We start from the raw sequence: 18,249 nt of genomic DNA on the forward strand, positions 1-18,249 counted from the left end.
AGGAATATTAAATTTAAAGAAATAACATATCCAAGATAAAATGACAATTCCAGCACAATTTGACGCTAAAACGATCGAGAATAAATGGTATGATTACTGGATGAAAAATAACTATTTTCATTCGGAGCCAGATCATAGAACGCCTTATACAATTGTAATTCCACCGCCAAACGTGACAGGAGTCCTTCACATGGGGCATATGCTGAACAATACAATTCAGGATGTTTTAATTCGTCGCGCTCGTCTTAAAGGTTTCAACGCTTGCTGGGTTCCGGGAACGGATCATGCATCAATCGCAACTGAGGCGAAAGTGGTGGCAAAATTAAAGGCTGAAGGAATCAATAAAAATGATTTAACCCGCGAAGAATTTTTGGCGCATGCCTGGGAATGGACAGATAAGTATGGTGGGGTTATACTTGACCAACTTAAAAAGTTAGGAGCTTCTTGCGACTGGGAAAGAACCAAATTCACGATGGATCCGGACATGTCGGCATCTGTAATTAAATCGTTTGTAGATTTATACAACAAAGGATTAATATACAGAGGATACCGTATGGTAAACTGGGATCCGGAAGCTAAAACAACTTTGTCTGACGAAGAAGTTATTTATGAAGAACAACAAGGAAAACTGTTTTTCTTAAAATATAAAATTGAAGGTTCAGAAGATTTCTTAACCATTGCAACAACACGTCCGGAAACTATTTTTGGGGATACTGCAATTTGTATCAACCCAAATGACGAGCGTTTTACACATTTGAAAGGTAAGAAAGCAATTGTTCCTATTTGTGGAAGAGTTATTCCGATTATCGAAGATGAATATGTAGATGTTGAATTCGGAACCGGATGTTTGAAAGTAACTCCGGCGCACGACATGAATGACAAAACGCTAGGGGAGAAGCACAATCTTGAAATCGTTGATATTTTTAATGAAGATGCTACACTAAATAGTTTCGGATTACATTATCAAGGAAAAGATCGTTTTGTGGTTCGTGCTGAAATTGCAAAAGAATTAGAAGAAATTGGAGCTTTGGCAAAGACCGAAATCCATTTGAATAAAGTGGGAACATCTGAAAGAACTAAAGCCGTAATCGAACCAAGATTATCAGATCAATGGTTTTTGAAGATGGAAGATTTAGTGAAACCGGCAATCCAATCTGTTTTGGTTGATGGTGATATTAAATTACATCCAAAACGTTTCGAAAACACTTATGCGCACTGGTTGAATAATATTCGTGATTGGAATATCTCACGTCAATTATGGTGGGGACAACAAATTCCGGCCTATTATTATGGAGATGGGAAAGAAGATTTTGTAGTTGCGGAAAACATCGAAGATGCCTTAGCTTTAGCTAAAGAAAAAACTTCTAACAACTCACTTACAACAGCTGACTTAAAACAAGATGTTGATGCACTTGATACGTGGTTTTCATCATGGTTATGGCCAATGTCAGTTTTTGGTGGAATAATGGATCCTGAAAGTGCAGATTACAAATATTATTATCCAACCAACGACTTGGTTACAGGTCCGGATATCTTGTTTTTCTGGGTTGCCAGAATGATTATTGCAGGTTATGAATATGCTGGTGAAAAGCCATTTACAAATGTGTATTTGACTGGTTTAGTTCGTGATAAGCAACGTCGTAAAATGTCTAAATCATTAGGAAACTCTCCTGATCCTTTAGACTTGATCGAAAAATTTGGTGCTGATGGTGTTCGTGTAGGATTGCTTTTAAGCGCTTCTGCAGGAAACGATATTATGTTTGATGAAGAATTATGTAATCAAGGAAAAGCGTTCTCAAACAAGATTTGGAATGCCTTTAAATTGATTAAAGGTTGGGAAGTTTCTGAAACTATTCCGCAACCAGAATCATCAAAAGTAGCGATCGAATGGTACGAAGCGAAGTTGCAGCAAACCTTAGTTGACATTGAAGATAATTTCGAGAAATATAGAATTTCAGATGCGTTAATGGCGATTTACAAATTAGTTTGGGATGATTTCTGTTCTTGGTTTTTAGAGATGATCAAACCGGCATATCAACAGCCAATTGATAAAGCGACGTTCGATAAAGCAATCGTAATGTTAGAAAGTAACTTGAAATTACTTCATCCGTTTATGCCATTCTTAACTGAGGAAATTTGGCATTTAATTGCTGACAGAACTCCGGAAGAGGCTTTAATCGTTTCAAACTGGCCAGAATTGAAACCGTTTAATGCGAGTTTAATTGCTGATTTTGAAAGTACAATTGAAGTAATTTCAGGAATCAGAACAATTAGAAAAGATAAAAATATTCCGTTTAAAGATGCGATCGAATTGAAAGCAATCAACAGTGAGAATATTTCAACTTATTTTGATTCAATCGTAACGAAATTAGGTAATATTTCAGCTTTCGAATATGTTTCTGCCAAAGTGGATGGAGCATTATCTTTCCGTGTAAAATCAAACGAATATTTTATTCCGATTTCAGGAGGAAATATTGATGTTGAAGCTGAAGTTGCAAAACTGACAGCAGAGTTGGTTTATACACAAGGTTTCTTAAAGTCAGTTCAGGCAAAATTGTCTAACGAGAAATTCGTTTCTGGAGCTCCGGAGAAAGTTTTAGCTAATGAAAAACAAAAAGAAGCTGATGCTTTGGCAAAAATTGCTACAATCGAGCAGAGTATTGCTGGGTTGAAATAAGAATCAGGATTTACTTTTAAATATAAAATCCCAATGCTGAATTTTTCAGAATTGGGATTTTTTTTTATTTTTCACATTTCACATTTCACCTTTCACTTCTTTCTTTTCAAAACCAAAAACAATGGATGAGAAACTAACGTAATTCCAACAATGATAATAAAGCTTTTAGGATCACTGTAAATGAAACCTGCAAGTAATGCGATAGAAAATATAATAGCCAACATAGTGGTCCAGGGATACCAAGCCGAACGATAGGGACGTAGTAAATCTGGTTCTGAATTTCTAAGTTTTATTAGAGAGCAATAAGCCAACCCCCAAACTATAATAGAAGTAAAGGCCGCAAATGAAAATAGGACTTCAAACGAACCAATGCAAATCAGAAACAAACTGAATACAGAAGAAACCAAAAGAGCCGTAATTGGAGTACCTCCTTTGTTGACGTTAGTTCCTTTTTGAGTAAAAAAACCATCTCGGCTTAAGCCATATAAAATTCGTGGCGGAATCATCATGAAAGCATTCAGAATGCTAATTAGAGAGAAAATAGAGATTACAGTTACGATAATAGCTCCATTTTTTCCGAAGATAATATTAGCAACATCGGCAGCAGCCAAATTTGACTTTGCTATGTTTTCAAGTGATAAAACATGGAAAAAGGCGACGTTTACCAAAACATAAATGGCAATAACCAGAAGCACACCACTATATAATGATTTGGGAATGTTTTTACTCGGATCATCATTCTCTTCAGCAAAAAAGCAAACGCTGTTCCATCCATTATAAGTTCCGATGATAAGTTGCAAGGATTTAAAAAAGCTGAATATAAGTCCAATTTGAAAGGCAGTATTGTCTTTAGGAATCGGAGCTAGTTGTACTCCTGAATACATAAAACAGGCAACGACCAAACAGACAAAGCAAATAACTTTTAGAAAACTCGTAATTTGCTGAATGGCACTTCCGTTTTTTACGCCGCTTAAGTGCAGCAATACAAATGCAACTAGTAACGAAATAGCCATTACGGTAGAATAACTCGCTAAGCCGGGAAACAAAATGATCAAATATTCACTGATTACAATGCAGTAAAAAGCAGGAGGAATGGCATTAGTAATATAATCAAACCAACCGGATAAAAAGCCGGCATAATCCCCAAAAGCCCTTTTAATGTAATTGTAAGAGCCTCCGGCTTTCGGAAGCATTGTAGCCAGTTCTGCATAGGAATTGGCGCCAATTAAAACATATACTCCGCCAAAAAGCCAGGAAGCAATAATAAGCCAATAATTATCTAGCATTCCGGCAATAGTTCCCGGTGTTCGCAGAATTCCAACTCCAATTGTTCCTCCAATTAATACGGCAATGTTAAAACTTAATCCGAGCGTTTTTTTTAATTGGTTTGGTTTGGAATCTGACATAGAATTTTGTTTTGTTGAATTTGAAATGTTTTCTGCAAAAGTAAAGATATTTAAAGCAGTCTCGCCTATGAAAATAAAAAACCTCATCTATTGCTAAATGAGGTTTTATAAGTTTAAAAGCCAAAACTTTCCCCGCTTTTTCAAATAGGAAAGTGCAGAAAAAGCCCTGGCTAATTAAAATCTAATTCAAATTTTTAGAACTTGTATCGTAGACTTGTCATGATTTGACGAGGTGCGATAGGATTCACACTATAATTTTCGTGAACGGTATAATTCAACTCGTTTGTTATGTTTGAAAGTTTACATAAAATGGAGAATTTCTTCCATTCATATCCAAGAGAAGCATCTATAGTAACGTATCCTTCTAACGGAATATCGCGATCTCTGATTGTAACAGTGTATGCCGTATCTGGTTTTGGTTTTTCAGGTGTAGGTTTATTTTCTGTCCACAAGTAATCGTCATTCCATCCGCCTAAACGATCTCCGATATAATTTGCGATTGCTCCAAAAGATAAACCTTTTAAAACACCTGATGGCAAAGTATAGAAGAAACTTAAATTTGCTGTATTTTGCGGTGTTCTGGCTACACGGTCACCCTCTACAAAACTTCCACTGGTTCCGGAAGTATTTGTATAGCGCATATCATTATAGCTGTAACCTGCAATTATGTTAAGTCCTTCAATTGGTCTTGCAGTAACATCAATTTCCACACCTTTACTTTTAGTACCTCCGCCAAGTACTTTTAGCTGATTATTCACATTAAGAGCTCCATTTGCGTCTAATTCTGCTGTTTGTGCCAGATTACTATTTGTAATTTGATATACGGTCAAGTTTGTACTTAAAGACCCGTTCCAGAAATCTTTTTTGATTCCAGCTTCGTATTGATTTATAATGGAAGCTTCTAAGGGTTGTAAATCAACCGTTGTTCCTGTATTTGGCGTAAAAGAGCTTGAGTAACTTGCAAATAATGATAGGTCTTTTTGTGGCTGATAAACTAATCCTATTTTTGGAGAAAATGCGTTATCAAGACGTTTTGGAGTAACAGTTGGAACTGCTTTTTCTGGATTTCCTTCGCCAGCAGCAGTTTCTTTGTAAGTACTAACTTCTGCTTCTTGCCAAGACCATCTTAGACCTGCCAAAACTTTGAATTTTTCTGTAATTGAGATGAAATCCTGGAAATAAACTCCAAAGCGATTTGTTTCTGTTTTTGCAATTTGTGTTGCTCTTGCGTTCGGAATGTCATTTCTTTGTGTTGACGGATCAAAATCATAAAGATAAATTGTGTCATAAAGACTAGGGTCATATTTATCATTTATTAATACAGATTCTTCACTAAAAGCATAAGTATAAGCAGTTGCAAACGAGTTTTCCCAATCCACACCAGTAAAAATTTGATGTTTTACTGATCCAGTATTAAAGTTACCCTGAAGGCTTAATTGATCTCCTAAAATTTGCTCTAAGTTTTGTCCTTGAGTTAATCCTCTGTTCCAGTAACCTGGAGTTGGATATATTTTGGTATCATCTAAACCTGATAGCTGAGCTGTAGATTTTTGTGATCTATTGTACGTTTGATAAGAACTATTGAAATTAAGCTTCCAGTTTTTATTGAAATCATGATTTAATAATACAGATGCACTGGCAGATTTAGTTGTACCATTTGACCATAATGATCCGTAAAAAGCATTACGCGGTAAGTCTAAAATTTCTTTTCCGATAATTCCAGTTCCAAAATCAGGAGTCCAATCTGCAGATAGATAATCTCCCTGAAGCGTTATTTGTGTTTTTTGAGTTACATTAAAAAGTAAAGATGGATTAATGTATAAACGTTCGTTTTTTACAACATCTCTAAAACTTTCTGAGTTTTCATACGACCCGTTAATTCTAAAAGCGATAGAGTTAGTTAAGGGACCATAAAAATCGATAGATGGCTTATAAAAAGCATAACTACCCATTTGCATTGCTATTTCACCACCACTTTTGAATGATGGAGTTTTAGTTACAAGATTAAGGATTCCACCCGGAGCTACATTTCCAAATAGCAATGCTGAACCGCCTTTAAGGAATTCTACTTTGTCTAAACCGGAAACATCAGGGATAGAACCCGCATTATAGCGGAACCCATTTTTAAACATATTATTTGGTCCCATATCATACCCTCTTGAGAAAAATGATTCCTGAGCACCACCTCTTGCAGAACTTACATAAACACCATTTGCATTTTTCAATACCTCACTTAATCTGATAGCTTGTTGTTGTTCGATAATTTCAGAACCAATAACTTGTATAGCTTGTGGATTATCCATTGGTTTTAATCCAGAACGAACGGCAGTTACAGGTTTTGGCTCTCTTGTTTTAGTAACAATTACCTCATTAAGAATCTCTCCTTTTTTATTTTTTACAGTATCATTTAAAGTAGTCGTGTTTTCTGCACTTGTGTATTCCTGGCTATAAGCTGCAAAGCTTAGAAACGATAATGCAAGTAGTAAACTATGTTTCATGTTCTTTATTTAGATTTAATAAAAATAATTTTTTTGTGCAAATATAAGTCTACTTATTAGTTTTAACAAAATTTAACAATGTCTTTTCTTGCTTAATATTACATTATTTTTGTCTTAAGATTAGATTAAGATATTGCGTTTTTTATTTTTATTCATTATAAATAGTAATAATATATTTCACTTCTAAAGCTTTAGGTACTAATTAAAATGAAAAAAACCTTGCTCAAAAGAACAAGGTTTTAATTATTGCAAATAGATAATGATCTAAATATAGTATGTTATTTAACAGAAATTAAGTAAGTAGCCATTTTCCAGATTTCATCGTATTTTTTGCCATTGTGTTCGCCAGAAGCTTTTTCAGTATAAGCAAATTCTACCATATAATTTCCTGGCCAGATTGGTGTAAATGAGATCTCTCCATTTTCATTACTCCATAATTCTTTTTCCCATCCGTTTGGAGCAATTACTTTCATTTTTTGCTCTTTGGCAATTTTACCTTCGTATAGAGCATTTACATTGATTTTTGTATTTTGTTTTGCCGTTAAAACATCTTTAGAAAATAAACTGATAACATTTGTGTTCGCTACAGCTTCATTTCCTTTTGCTGCAGTACCAACAGTTACGTTAGCGCTTGAGTTATAATCTAAAACCATAGTACCATAAACATCTTTTACTTTATGATGCATTACAATTGTATATACTCCTTCTTCATCTGGTGTAAAAAAGGCCTGATATTTATTATCTAATGCTTTTGCTGAAAGTTTAGTTTCCTTTTTTGATGGGCTAATCACAACCAGCGAAAAATCTTTTAAATCTGAAAACCATTTGTCAGCTTTAGTAATATCGTTATCTGAAAATTCTCCAAAGTAAACAGAGATTTCCTGCGCTTTTCCTTTTGTTCCTGTTGCCTTAGTTTCTATCCAAAGGGCATGTGCAAATAATTGCGGACTTGCAACAAGCATAAAAAGAAAAAAGGTGATTTTTTTTAATGTATTTGATTTCATAAGATCAAGGTATAAATTATTAAGAATGATATTTTTTACAAATCTAAAGCTTATTTAGAATAATTAAAATTAATAATTCGTAAAATTATAATTTTTATTCTGATTTAAAAATTGGCTTTAAATATATAAGGAGTGACTTCAAAAATTAAAAAGAGTATCGTAGAATAGAATAGGAGCAAAAGCCCTAATTTTGCAGCCGAACAAAATGACACAACTACATGATCATTCCTTTTTTTAAAAAAATACAGGGTTCGCCAAAAGGATTTAGACTTGCCAATACTGTATTTTTTTTCCTTTCAGGTTTTGGATATTCTTCCTGGGTATCGCGAATTCCACATATACAAGCAGAATTACATTTGTCTGAAGCTGAATTTGGTGCTGTTTTATTTGCATTTCCGATTGGTTTAATGCTGACAATGCCTTTTACCGGAATGTTATTAAATAAATACAGCAGTCGTTATATTATGTTGTTAGGAGCAGTCATGTTTAATATTGCCTTGGCCTTACCTGGTTTAGTGGCTTTTGTATGGCAGTTGGTTATAGTTCTTTTAATTTTTGGAGCTTCTCGTAATATTTTCAATTTATCTATTAATGCACAGTCGCTGGAGGTTCAAAAATTATATCCAAAATCGATCATAACGCGGTTTCATGCGGTTTGGAGTATTGCTGTTTTTTCCGGAGCAGGTTTAGGCTATGTGATGGTTACACAGCATATTGCGCCTTCACATCATTTATTAGGAGTAAGTGTTTTTATGATGGGACTTACGGCTTGTTTTTATCCAATGAGTATTCACAATGAGCCGGTACCGGTTAAAAAGAAGTTCTTTTCGATGCCAGAAAAAAACCTTGTTAAGTTTGCCATGATTTGTTTTGTGTCTATGGCTTGCGAAAATACGATGTACGACTGGAGCGGTATTTATTTTAAAAATATTTTGCATGCTTCTTCAAAATTAACCAGTGCTGCCTTTGTATTTTTTGCAACAGCAGTAACGTTAGGACGTTTGTTTGGAGATTATGGTGTAATGAAATTTGGTACGAAACGAATTCTGTTTTATAGCGGTATTTTGATCACAGCAGGATTTGGTATCTGTTTTATTCTCCCTTATGCTTACCCAACTATTTTTGGCTATGTATTGATTGGAGTAGGGGTTTCCTGCGTGGTTCCGCTAGTATTTGCTATTGCCGGCAGATCATCAAAATTGAGCAGCGGTTCTGCCTTAACTTCTATATCTACTGTTGGTTATCTTGGATTTTTACTTGTGCCGCCAATGGTGGGTTTTATCTCGGAATATCTAAGTATGAAATGGGCGTTTTTAATAATGGCGCTCTTAGGAATACTGATGATTTTTATGGTGAATAAGATTGGGGAAAATGAGTAGCCAGGTTTGCCACGAAGGCGCTAAGTTTTTTGTTTGGGTCTAGAATGGACTGAAATCCAGCCGTACGAAAATGGTAGAACCGTGTTTTTTTTTAATTTTTAAAATTCGTTTAGATAATCTTTCCATTTTTGTTTTTCAATGATATAAGAGTATTGTAAGCCCTTTTCATAGATTCTTACCTTGTTTTTAAATTGAAGCGTATCAACATAAAGTAGATCCAGTTCTTCTTTTGTATTTAAAAAATGAATGGAATAAATAGCTGTGGGACAACAACAGTATCCAGTTTTTTTAGCATTTATAAATAATCTGTCAAAACTTTCAAGTTGTTGCTTATTTAAAGCTTTAAATTCTTTTTTTGAAGGGAAGAATTCAACATCTGTTATTCTTCTTTTGGTAATTGTTGTATCGTATAGCTTGATAATTATTTCTTTACTGTTAGATTTTGTTTTATTAAAGGAATAATTATCAATAACATCTTCTAATGTATTTTCAATTTTTGAATTACAACCTACGATGAAAATTAAAGTTAAAATTAAGAAGAAAGCTCTTTTCAAAGTTTTAATTTTTATTTATTATTTTCTAATGACTCACAATTTAGCAATGTACTTTTCAATTTTAATTCTTTTCTAAATTTTTCGGGTAATTGCAATTTATCGTCACAAAAGTCTTTTATCTCATAGACTTAAGTTTCTTTATTAAATAAAATTGCGTGTGAAGAACTATAATCTGAATTATAATATCATATGTCAAAATTTCTATCGGCATATAAAGCCCAATAATGATATTTGCTGAAAGTTTGATTCAGGCTTTGCTGAAATAGTATTTTGTTTCTCGAATTTCTAATGGCAAATATTAGCGAGCCATCTTTTAATTCTTTAACTAAAAGATTTTTTCGCTGATGTGGATTTGAATAAATTCCAGCTTCATAAATAAAACAGGATTTGAGGTTTTTATAATCCAATCCTGGATCTCCACATGATATAAAAAGAGAAAGTAAAAGAAGATGAAGAAATAGAATTTTTACTTTTTTTATGATTTCAAACATTTTACTTCTTACTTTTAACTGTTTACAAAAAAAATCTACTTCTTAGTCATAACAAACTTCTCCTTCGTCATCTTCCCTTGTAAATTCCCGGAAATTTCAGCTGTCAAAGTATTATTAGCTCCTTTTGAATACGTTATTTTTTGAGGATAATCGTGTGATGGATTTTCGAAAACCAATTTGTTTTCGCTTTCTGTAGTCGAACCAAAATCGATGGCTTTGTCGTTGTTTTGTCCGTTTACCGCTGCGCTGTACAATAACATTTCGCCTTTTTGAGCTAAGGTTATTTTCTCAGCATGCAAAGTGTCGTTGTTTTTAATGAAATAGGAAGTTGCTGTAAATGTACTGTCGTTTAGTTTTTGCCAGTTTTCTGTCAAAACACCGTCTTCTGTTTTATTTTCCCAGGTTCCAATAAGCCAGTCGGCCAATTTGATTTTATCTTTCTCAACTGTTTCTGCTTTTTTGCAAGATACAACGGCTAATAAAACAAGGAGAAGAGTGGTTTTTTGAAACATATTTTTGGTTTTTAGATGATGTTAAATAGTACTACTAAATTATGAAAAAAAAGCATACCTGCGACCTGAATGAAAGGAATGGGCAAGCAATTGTGAAATGAAAAATCATTTTAATCCTTGATCCCGATAGCTATGGGAGTGGCAAAAAACTTTAAACACTTTCGCTTAAAATGGAATAAACCAATTCTTTGGTAGGTTTTTGGTCCTTTAGTTTCGCTCTGACCTCATCAAAGCTTACTTTGAAATCGCAACCCAGTTTATAATCACTGCAGCCGTAAGCTGTGTTTCCTTTTAGAACCGTTCCATTTTTGCATTTAGGGCACGCTAATGCATCTGATGCTGTATTTACTTTTGCTTCAGGTTTTGCTTTTGAAGCTGTTTTTTTTGCCTCTAATTTAAGTTTGTAGTTTTCTTCAAAACGAATTAAACCTTCTACGGCACCAGCTTCGGTTTTAAAGCCTTTTATATTTACGGTTGAACCTTTTTGAAGCAATCGCATATATTGGCTCTCCGTTATTTTTTTATCTGAAAAAACATAAGGCAATACAAAATCACAACCCGACTTATATTCAGAACAGCCGTAAGCCGATTTTCCTTTAATCAGATTTCCTTTTTTGCATTTAGGGCAGGCTTCTGCCAAAATTCCGGCCACTTTCTTTTGTTCGACTTTTACGGCTTCTTTCTGCAAATTACCAACATGCGAAATATTGGCGTGTCGGGTTTCACTTCGGACTTCCGTGACCAAAGCTTCAACCATGCGTTTCATGTTTTTTATAAAGGCACCGGCGGTGTAAGTTCCTTTCTCGATATCTTTCAGTTGCTTCTCCCAGGAACCTGTCAATTCAGCCGATTTGATTAATTCATTCTGAATCGTTTCAATAAGCTGAATTCCGGTTGGTGTTGGCAATACTTGTTTTTTGTTTCGAACGATGTATTGACGTTTAAAAAGCGTTTCAATAATATTTGCACGTGTTGACGGACGGCCAATTCCGTTTTCTTTCATCAATTCGCGCAAATCTTCGTCGTCTACTTGTTTTCCAGCAGTTTCCATGGCGCGCAATAAAGTCGCTTCCGTAAACTGATTCGGTGGTTTGGTTTCTTTCTCTAAAAACGAAGGTTCATGCGGACCTCTTTCGCCCACAACAAAACTTGGTAATATATCCGCTTCTTTTTCTTTGGCATTCGGATCTTCAAATACAACACGGAAACCTTTTTTCAGGATCTCTTTTCCGGTGGTTTTAAATAGTACGTCAGCCGCTTTTCCAACTACTGTGGTGTTGGCAACCAAACAATCATCATAAAAAACAGCAATAAAACGCTTTACAATGATATCGTAAACCTGTTGCTGATTGTACGGCAAATTGATTTCTATTCCGGTTGGAATAATAGCGTGGTGATCGGTAACTTTTTTGTCGTTGAAAACCTTTGGTGATTTTTTAATTTTTTTCTCTAAAAGCGGTTGGGTCAACGTACTGTAATTCGATAATTTCTGCAGAATTCCCGGTACTTTGGGATAAATATCACTAGGTAAAAATGTCGTATCAACTCTGGGATAGGTAACTACTTTTTGTTCGTACAAACTCTGCGCAATTTTAAGCGTTTCATCTGCCGAAAACCCAAATTTGGTATTGCAATACACCTGTAAACCTGTTAAATCAAACAATTTTGGAGCAAATTCATTTCCGTTCTTTTTATCTACCGAAACAATTTCGAAGTCACTTTCTTTTACTTTATTGGCCAAAAGCTGTCCGTCTTCTTTATTCAAAAAACGGCCTTCTTCATAACTAAAAAGTGTTTCTCTGTATAAAGTCTGCAATTCCCAATAGGGTTGGGGTTTGAAATTTTCAATCTCTTTAAAACGATCCACCACCATCGCTAAGGTTGGCGTTTGCACACGACCAATGGACAATACTTGTTTGTAACCGCCATGTTTTACGGTATACAAACGGGTAGCATTCATTCCGAGTAGCCAATCGCCAATCGCTCTTGAAAAACCAGCGTAGAATAAATTATCGTAATTGGCAGAGGGTTTTAGGTTATCAAAACCTTCTTTTATGGCTTCTGTTGTCAAAGACGAAATCCACAAACGTTGTACTTCACCTTTATAATTGGCTTCGTTCATCACCCAACGCTGAATCAGTTCTCCTTCTTGCCCGGCATCCCCGCAGTTTATGACTACTTCGGCTTTGTCGAATAGACTTTTTACAATTTTGAATTGTTTTTGGATTCCTGAATTCTCAACCACTTTGGTTTCGAATTTCTCCGGAAGCATGGGTAAGTTATTTAAATCCCAGCTTTTCCAGTGTGGTTTGTAATCGTTGGGTTCTTTTAAGGTGCATAAATGCCCAAAAGTATAGGTCACTGCATAACCATTGCCTTCGTAATAACCATCATGCTTGGTATTAGCGCCCAAAACGGATGCGATTTCACGTGCTACACTTGGTTTCTCGGCAATACAGACCTTCATTTTCTCTTTCTTAATTGGAAAGCGAAATTAGCGATTTATTATAAGAAAGTTGCTAAGATGCTAAGCTTCTAAGATAGTAAGTTTTTTGTATTGTCGTTAAGAAGCTGAATATGAAGTTTTTTAGAGGAGGATTTATTCAATCTCACAAGGGCGCAGAGTTTGCTCTCGCAGATTTTGGAGATTAAGCAGATAAATGCATTAAAAAAAATCTGCCAAATCTGCGAGAGAAAATTCTTCATTGTCTTTCTATATTGTGAGTTAAGAAAAAAACTCCAACATTGTTTTTAATGCATCTTTTGAGTGCATTTTTTCACCGTTTTCAAGGGATTCCTTTGCGGCTTTTGATGCTCTTTCACACATATTTAATTCATAGTTTGCAATGGCTTCCTGCAGCGTTGCATATTGATTTGAAGTCAGGTTCTCGCTTAATTCCAAAGCATCAAGCATGGCCATATTGGCACCTTCACCTGCAAAAGGAGGCATTACGTGTGCAGCGTCACCAATGATGGTTACATTAGGTAAAGCTTCCCAGGTTTGATCTAATGGCATACAATTAATTAGGCGCGGAATAAAAGGTACCGATACATTTTCGAATAGTTCATACCAAACAGTGCTCCATTCGGGATAGGTGTTTTTAAACCATTTTAAAATTTGCTCTTTGTCAGCGAAATCTAAACCACTTTCAATAGACCAGTTTTCATCCGCTTTAAAGCTGGCGTAAAAACCAAGAGCGCCGTCGCCTTTTTGTCCCATCAATATGTTTTTTTTATTTCCGAAAGCCATTATTTTTCCTCCCTTTATTACCGAATGCAGATGTGGTGCGGCTTTTTCAGAATTGTAAATATTGCCCTCCAGCATGGTTATGCCTGAATAAAAAGGTTTGATATCTGTAATGTAGGGGCGGATTTTCGAATTAGCACCATCAGATCCAATTACAAGATCAGCGTAAACGGATAGACCGTTTTTGAAATGCAGCAGCCAGCCTTCGTTTTGTGGCTCCATCGAAATAAAATGACTGTCCCAAACTATTGTTTCTGGTTGTATCGATTCGATTAATACTTTTCGGAGTACACCGCGGTCAATCTCTGGACGAAAATATTCATTGTCAAAGTCTTCCTCAAGATTCGTTTCGTGATCGCTGTAAAATACTTTTGCCTGCTCGTTTAAAAGGAGTGTTTTATCTGCACCAGGCATAAAATTAGTTCTGAATTCTTCAAATAAATTGGCTTTGCGAATAGCGGCTAAGCCTGAATCATCATGCATATCCAAGGGAGAACCTTGTACTCTTGCATTTTTATTTAAATCTCTTTCGTATACTTTTACATTAACGTTTTGCAGTTGTAAAAGTCTGGCTAATGTAAGTCCGCCGGGGCCACCGCCAATGATAGTGACTTGTTTATTTTCTAGTAACATTTCCGTTCCATTTTAAGTTAATTTGATTCCGTTTAGCTTTTCAGCCTTTGGTCGGAACAAAATTATTGCTGTTTTAGAACGGATAATAGTATAAATCGGTCATCTTTATTTTTCAGCAATTCGCTGGGTACAACGCCGGAGAATTTTTTTATTTCTTTGATGAAATGCGTTTGATCGGTGAAGTTTAATTCCGGGAAAAGTCTGCCTTTTGCAATATGTTCTAATGATGCCTTGAATCGTAATATTTTGCAGAATGCATTTAATGAAAGCCCGAATTGTTTGTTGAAATACCTATTGATTTCACGGCTGCTCCAGGATATTTCTTCAGAAAGCTGCTGTATTTTTATTTCACCATTTGATTCATAAACCAGTTTAAAAAGTTTGCGTTTTCGTTCGTCGATTTTAGCGAGTAAAAGTTCCTTTAGTTTTGTGGTTATTTTAAAATGAAAGGCGTCAAAATTTTTCAAATCTTCGTTGGTAACATCCCAAAAGTCTTTTGGTAAAACTTTGGCGCTGTTTAAAATATCAGCAATAGAAGTCTGTAAAAGATATTCGACTCCTAAGGGTTTAAAACTAATTTTAAAAGCGATTGTATGGGCCGGAATAGTTTGTTGTTCAGGTACATTTTCCAGACCAATAAGTGTAATTTCAAATGGCTCTGATTCTGTTTTCATAAAAAACAAATCAATTCTTCCGTCTGGCATTAAGACCACTTCCATGGCTTTGTCTGACGGATTATGAAACATCCCAATATTTTCTACAAAGTCAAGAAGTGACTCGTCTGGTTCTACAGCTTTATAATAGAAATCATTGTTCATTGGAAAATTGTTATTTAGGTGCTTATTTCTTCTTTAAAATTAAGCTTTCTTTCTTCTTTCCGTTAAATACTTTCGAATTGGAGTATCATAAAAAACCATTGTTAAATAAGCGAAACCAAGCAAAAGAAGTGTTCCAATTACGATGATAAGAGCCAATTGACCTGTTGCTGGTTTGTATTTCGCATAATAGCCTGCGAATATCCACATCACGGCATAATGCGTCATGTATAACGGATACGATATTTTTCCGAAGAAGATGCACAGTTTTCTGAAACCTTCTGTTAGCGTAGCTCCAGCTCCCACTGCAATTAATAGCGGAAAGTAAACTAATACAACTATAGGTTCTGTCAGCCAGTTCCAACTAGTAAAAGGCAATAATAGGGCGAACAACAATAATACAGACAACACAATAAAACCCTGTTTTGTTTTGATGATCCAATTAGAACGATAAATCAACATTCCGGCTAAGAAGGAAAACGAAATACGACCACATCCATCCCAAAAGGTTTCTCCGTTCCATCCGCCCATTAGAGAACCTCCCGCACGATGGCTAACAAAACAAATTCCTGCTGCAGCAAAAAGGGTTAATATAAAGAGCGCACGACGACTTAGTTTATGAAGGAAAAGGGCATAAAAAATATTGGCAACATATTCCCAAAACAAAGACCAGGCTGGCGCGTTTAGACCAAATATATTGAAATAACGATCTGGCATTGCTGGAAAAGGAATCAGAAGCAGCGTGCTCAAAATTACCAGAATCAATTTTCCGGTTTCGTAAGTTGCCGTATGATTATTAAACGGATCAAAAAGAAAAGTAAGCAAGCCCAATACGGAACCAAAAATTACCAACGGATGCAATCGAATTAATCGTAATTTAAAGAATTCAGTGAGACTCATTTTTTCCATGCGATCATGATAAGCGTAGGCAATAACAAATCCGGAGAGGCAAAAGAAAAAGGCGACGGCTAAAAACCCGTGAGCAATGAAATTTTCAGCAGGCGGATAAACGATTTCCATAAAATGGAAAACAACAATGGCTAAAGCGGCTATTCCTCTTAAACCGTCAAGTATTTCAAAATGTTGTTTTGGTTTTAAAACTTCGATATTGATTTGTGTCATGTTTAATTTTTCTTAAAATAGATTGCCAGATTTGCAACACTGTTTAGCAAAGATTGATTTTTTATGTATTTTTTTATAAAATTGATTTGTTAAATAAACTATAATTTTTTTATAACTTCGTGCTCGTTTTTTAAACCATTTTTTTTATTCTGAAGTTACAACTGGCTTGTAAAAAATAAAAGAATGGCCACTTAAAAATGTAATTTATCCATACCAAAAAATCAGTACAGCCGCCTTTATGAACTTACAAAACTTAAAAAGCTATATCTTTTATTTCTTCACTTTGTTATTATTTGTTAATTGTTCGAATGACGAAGAGCGGATTCCGGAAAATGCAATTTATGAACCCCAAACGGAATTAATTAGTTTAACAGGCAATAACAATAAGTTAGAGTTGACATGGAAACCTGTTGTAATAAATAAATTTAAAAGTTACAAGGTTTATAGATTCGAAACAAATGCAAGTGAGTTTATGAATCAGGAGGTGATAGTACATTCAGGAGAACTGGTATTTGAAACTAGTAAAAACTTGACCACTACATACACAGATAATGAAGTTCCGTTTAATTCGTTTGTAGGGTATGCCGTTGTAACAGAATATGTTAATGAGGAGGACAGGCAAATGACAGCCATTAGTATTAATTATCTTTTTCATGAAAATAAAGAGCTGTCATTCTCCCTTACGTCTTTAGAAAAAACAGCAGATGGCGGTTTAAAATTAACATGGGAAGAAGATACCAATACAGGTTTCGAAAAATACACGATACACGCCATAGGCGCTTCTTATTTAAATAATCAGGAAATTTATCTTCCTGAAAATATAATAAAGGTCAATGTTAATCAGAAAGAGAATAACAGTATTGATCTTAGACAATACGTGAAACCTAACGTATTTTATACGGTTACAAAGGTTGTAAATGGAAAAACAATTAAGAGTAAAAATATCTTATCCATAGAAAATCCAAGAGGATTGAAATTCAAACCGGGTCAAACCCTTAAAAATCCTAAAAACGAAAATGAAGTCATCATCATTGACAACGAGGGAGGTGAGGTTATATTTTACAATGTAAATAACCAGAATAAGGATAAAGTTGCAGTAAATGGTCGAATCTTTTTTTGTTCGATTGGAGAATACAATGGCGTTGAAGATTTGTATGTACCGAGTAAAGAAGGAAACGTTTTTGTGATCGATTTAGTTACTCATCAAATAAAGGAAACAATAAGTTTAAAGACAGATTACGACATTTGGACTGCAATACCGATCAATAATTATATAGTCTTTATTGAAAAACATATTCATGCAGATATAGGCGGATTGCTTGTTTATGACCGTTCAACGGATAAAGTTTTAAATCGTTTTGGTTCATTTGGTACAAATGCAAACAGAAAATTGGTATACGCAAAAGGAGATTATTTTTATGTTTTAGATCCTGAAGGACGAGAATATGGAAGTTCAACAGCTTTAACAAAACTAATCGTAGAGGGTGATGAAGTATCGTATTATTACACTTTTGAAGGAGCTGTAGCTGACAGTCACTTATTTGCTTTATCTGAAGATAAAAGTTATTTTGTAAGTACCAATTATGGTTACCAATGTGATATTAATTATGAAAATTTCACAGAAGTTCTAGCTGGAAAATATTCTCAGCAATTAGATTTGACCGATGTAAAAATTACTGCAGACAATCGTATTTACTTTTCAAGAATGTATTCTGCCGGGATTGACGTTTTTGAAAAGAATAATTTCAATACACCAATTAAACACTACAATACCAGTGCAATTCCGGTTCGTATTGAGGTTTTAAAAAATCAAATTATCGCTTTCAATCAATTGGAAAGCAGTTATATTATTGAAAGTATTCCGAAATAGAAAAGGCAGGAATAAATTGTACTGTACTATTAAAAAAGAGA

13 protein-coding genes are annotated in these 18,249 nt (G+C 34.8%); 3 read left to right on the forward strand and 10 right to left on the reverse strand.

The window, feature by feature from the left end; translation table 11 throughout:
• Positions 1-40 precede the first annotated feature (40 nt).
• Positions 41-2,677: a valine--tRNA ligase gene (locus Q7C23_RS15615; RefSeq protein WP_375033410.1), complete on the forward strand. Its 2,637-nt coding sequence runs from the start codon at positions 41-43 to the stop codon at positions 2,675-2,677.
• A 92-nt stretch (positions 2,678-2,769) separates the two neighbouring features.
• Here the strand turns inward: Q7C23_RS15615 and Q7C23_RS15620 are convergent, their stop codons facing one another.
• From Q7C23_RS15620 to Q7C23_RS15630, 3 genes are all read right to left on the reverse strand, one after another.
• Positions 2,770-4,083, reverse strand: a complete 1,314-nt coding sequence (locus Q7C23_RS15620; RefSeq protein ID WP_375033411.1) for an APC family permease — start codon at positions 4,081-4,083, stop codon at positions 2,770-2,772.
• Positions 4,084-4,277: 194 nt separating this feature from the next.
• The gene (locus Q7C23_RS15625; protein ID WP_375033412.1) at positions 4,278-6,581 is read right to left on the reverse strand and encodes a TonB-dependent siderophore receptor; all 2,304 of its coding nucleotides are present in this window, start codon (positions 6,579-6,581) and stop codon (positions 4,278-4,280) included.
• Positions 6,582-6,859: 278 nt separating this feature from the next.
• Positions 6,860-7,585 (reverse strand): DUF4198 domain-containing protein, encoded by a 726-nt coding sequence (locus Q7C23_RS15630; RefSeq protein WP_375033413.1) that lies wholly within the window; start codon positions 7,583-7,585, stop codon positions 6,860-6,862.
• Positions 7,586-7,803: 218 nt separating this feature from the next.
• Here Q7C23_RS15630 and Q7C23_RS15635 point away from each other — a divergent pair, with 218 nt between their 5' ends.
• Positions 7,804-8,964 (forward strand): MFS transporter, encoded by a 1,161-nt coding sequence (locus Q7C23_RS15635; RefSeq protein ID WP_375033414.1) that lies wholly within the window; start codon positions 7,804-7,806, stop codon positions 8,962-8,964.
• A 98-nt stretch (positions 8,965-9,062) separates the two neighbouring features.
• On the opposite strand, the gene Q7C23_RS15640 is transcribed toward Q7C23_RS15635, so the two are convergent.
• The 7 genes from Q7C23_RS15640 to Q7C23_RS15670 all read right to left on the reverse strand — a co-directional run bounded on the left by Q7C23_RS15640 (position 9,063) and on the right by Q7C23_RS15670 (position 16,338).
• Positions 9,063-9,518, reverse strand: coding sequence for a hypothetical protein (locus Q7C23_RS15640; protein WP_375033415.1), 456 nt, complete (start codon positions 9,516-9,518; stop codon positions 9,063-9,065).
• A gap of 185 nt (positions 9,519-9,703) precedes the next feature.
• Entirely contained in the window at positions 9,704-10,009 is a 306-nt protein-coding gene (locus tag Q7C23_RS15645) for a hypothetical protein (RefSeq protein WP_375033416.1), read from the reverse strand.
• A gap of 35 nt (positions 10,010-10,044) precedes the next feature.
• Entirely contained in the window at positions 10,045-10,521 is a 477-nt protein-coding gene (locus Q7C23_RS15650) for a DUF6265 family protein (protein WP_375033417.1), read from the reverse strand.
• Between the two features lie 151 nt (positions 10,522-10,672).
• The gene (locus tag Q7C23_RS15655; protein ID WP_375033418.1) at positions 10,673-12,988 is read right to left on the reverse strand and encodes a DNA topoisomerase 3; all 2,316 of its coding nucleotides are present in this window, start codon (positions 12,986-12,988) and stop codon (positions 10,673-10,675) included.
• Positions 12,989-13,246: 258 nt separating this feature from the next.
• A complete protein-coding gene (locus tag Q7C23_RS15660) occupies positions 13,247-14,401 on the reverse strand; it encodes an FAD-dependent oxidoreductase (RefSeq protein WP_375033419.1) in 1,155 nt (384 codons plus the stop codon).
• A gap of 62 nt (positions 14,402-14,463) precedes the next feature.
• Positions 14,464-15,219, reverse strand: coding sequence for a helix-turn-helix domain-containing protein (locus Q7C23_RS15665; RefSeq protein ID WP_375033420.1), 756 nt, complete (start codon positions 15,217-15,219; stop codon positions 14,464-14,466).
• A gap of 39 nt (positions 15,220-15,258) precedes the next feature.
• Positions 15,259-16,338: an acyltransferase family protein gene (locus Q7C23_RS15670; RefSeq protein ID WP_375033421.1), complete on the reverse strand. Its 1,080-nt coding sequence runs from the start codon at positions 16,336-16,338 to the stop codon at positions 15,259-15,261.
• 238 nt (positions 16,339-16,576) lie between these two features.
• On the opposite strand from Q7C23_RS15670, the gene Q7C23_RS15675 reads away from it, so the two are divergent.
• Complete coding sequence (locus Q7C23_RS15675) at positions 16,577-18,208, forward strand: hypothetical protein (RefSeq protein ID WP_375033422.1); 1,632 nt, start codon at positions 16,577-16,579, stop codon at positions 18,206-18,208.
• Positions 18,209-18,249: the final 41 nt, after the last annotated feature.

The sequence above is a fragment of the Flavobacterium sp. LAR06 genome (genome assembly GCF_041946075.1).
GTDB lineage: Bacteria > Bacteroidota > Bacteroidia > Flavobacteriales > Flavobacteriaceae > Flavobacterium.

Bases quoted from the DNA above. Each gene is read 5' to 3' on its own strand.
- Q7C23_RS15615 (WP_375033410.1), top strand. From the start codon at position 41: ATGACAATTCCAGCACAATTTGACGCTAAAACGATCGAGAATAAATGG.
- Q7C23_RS15620 (WP_375033411.1), bottom strand. From the start codon at position 4,083: ATGTCAGATTCCAAACCAAACCAATTAAAAAAAACGCTCGGATTAAGT.
- Q7C23_RS15625 (WP_375033412.1), bottom strand. From the start codon at position 6,581: ATGAAACATAGTTTACTACTTGCATTATCGTTTCTAAGCTTTGCAGCT.
- Q7C23_RS15630 (WP_375033413.1), bottom strand. From the start codon at position 7,585: ATGAAATCAAATACATTAAAAAAAATCACCTTTTTTCTTTTTATGCTT.
- Q7C23_RS15635 (WP_375033414.1), top strand. From the start codon at position 7,804: ATGATCATTCCTTTTTTTAAAAAAATACAGGGTTCGCCAAAAGGATTT.
- Q7C23_RS15645 (WP_375033416.1), bottom strand. From the start codon at position 10,009: ATGTTTGAAATCATAAAAAAAGTAAAAATTCTATTTCTTCATCTTCTT.
- Q7C23_RS15650 (WP_375033417.1), bottom strand. From the start codon at position 10,521: ATGTTTCAAAAAACCACTCTTCTCCTTGTTTTATTAGCCGTTGTATCT.
- Q7C23_RS15655 (WP_375033418.1), bottom strand. From the start codon at position 12,988: ATGAAGGTCTGTATTGCCGAGAAACCAAGTGTAGCACGTGAAATCGCA.
- Q7C23_RS15660 (WP_375033419.1), bottom strand. From the start codon at position 14,401: ATGTTACTAGAAAATAAACAAGTCACTATCATTGGCGGTGGCCCCGGC.
- Q7C23_RS15665 (WP_375033420.1), bottom strand. From the start codon at position 15,219: ATGAACAATGATTTCTATTATAAAGCTGTAGAACCAGACGAGTCACTT.
- Q7C23_RS15670 (WP_375033421.1), bottom strand. From the start codon at position 16,338: ATGACACAAATCAATATCGAAGTTTTAAAACCAAAACAACATTTTGAA.
- Q7C23_RS15675 (WP_375033422.1), top strand. From the start codon at position 16,577: ATGAACTTACAAAACTTAAAAAGCTATATCTTTTATTTCTTCACTTTG.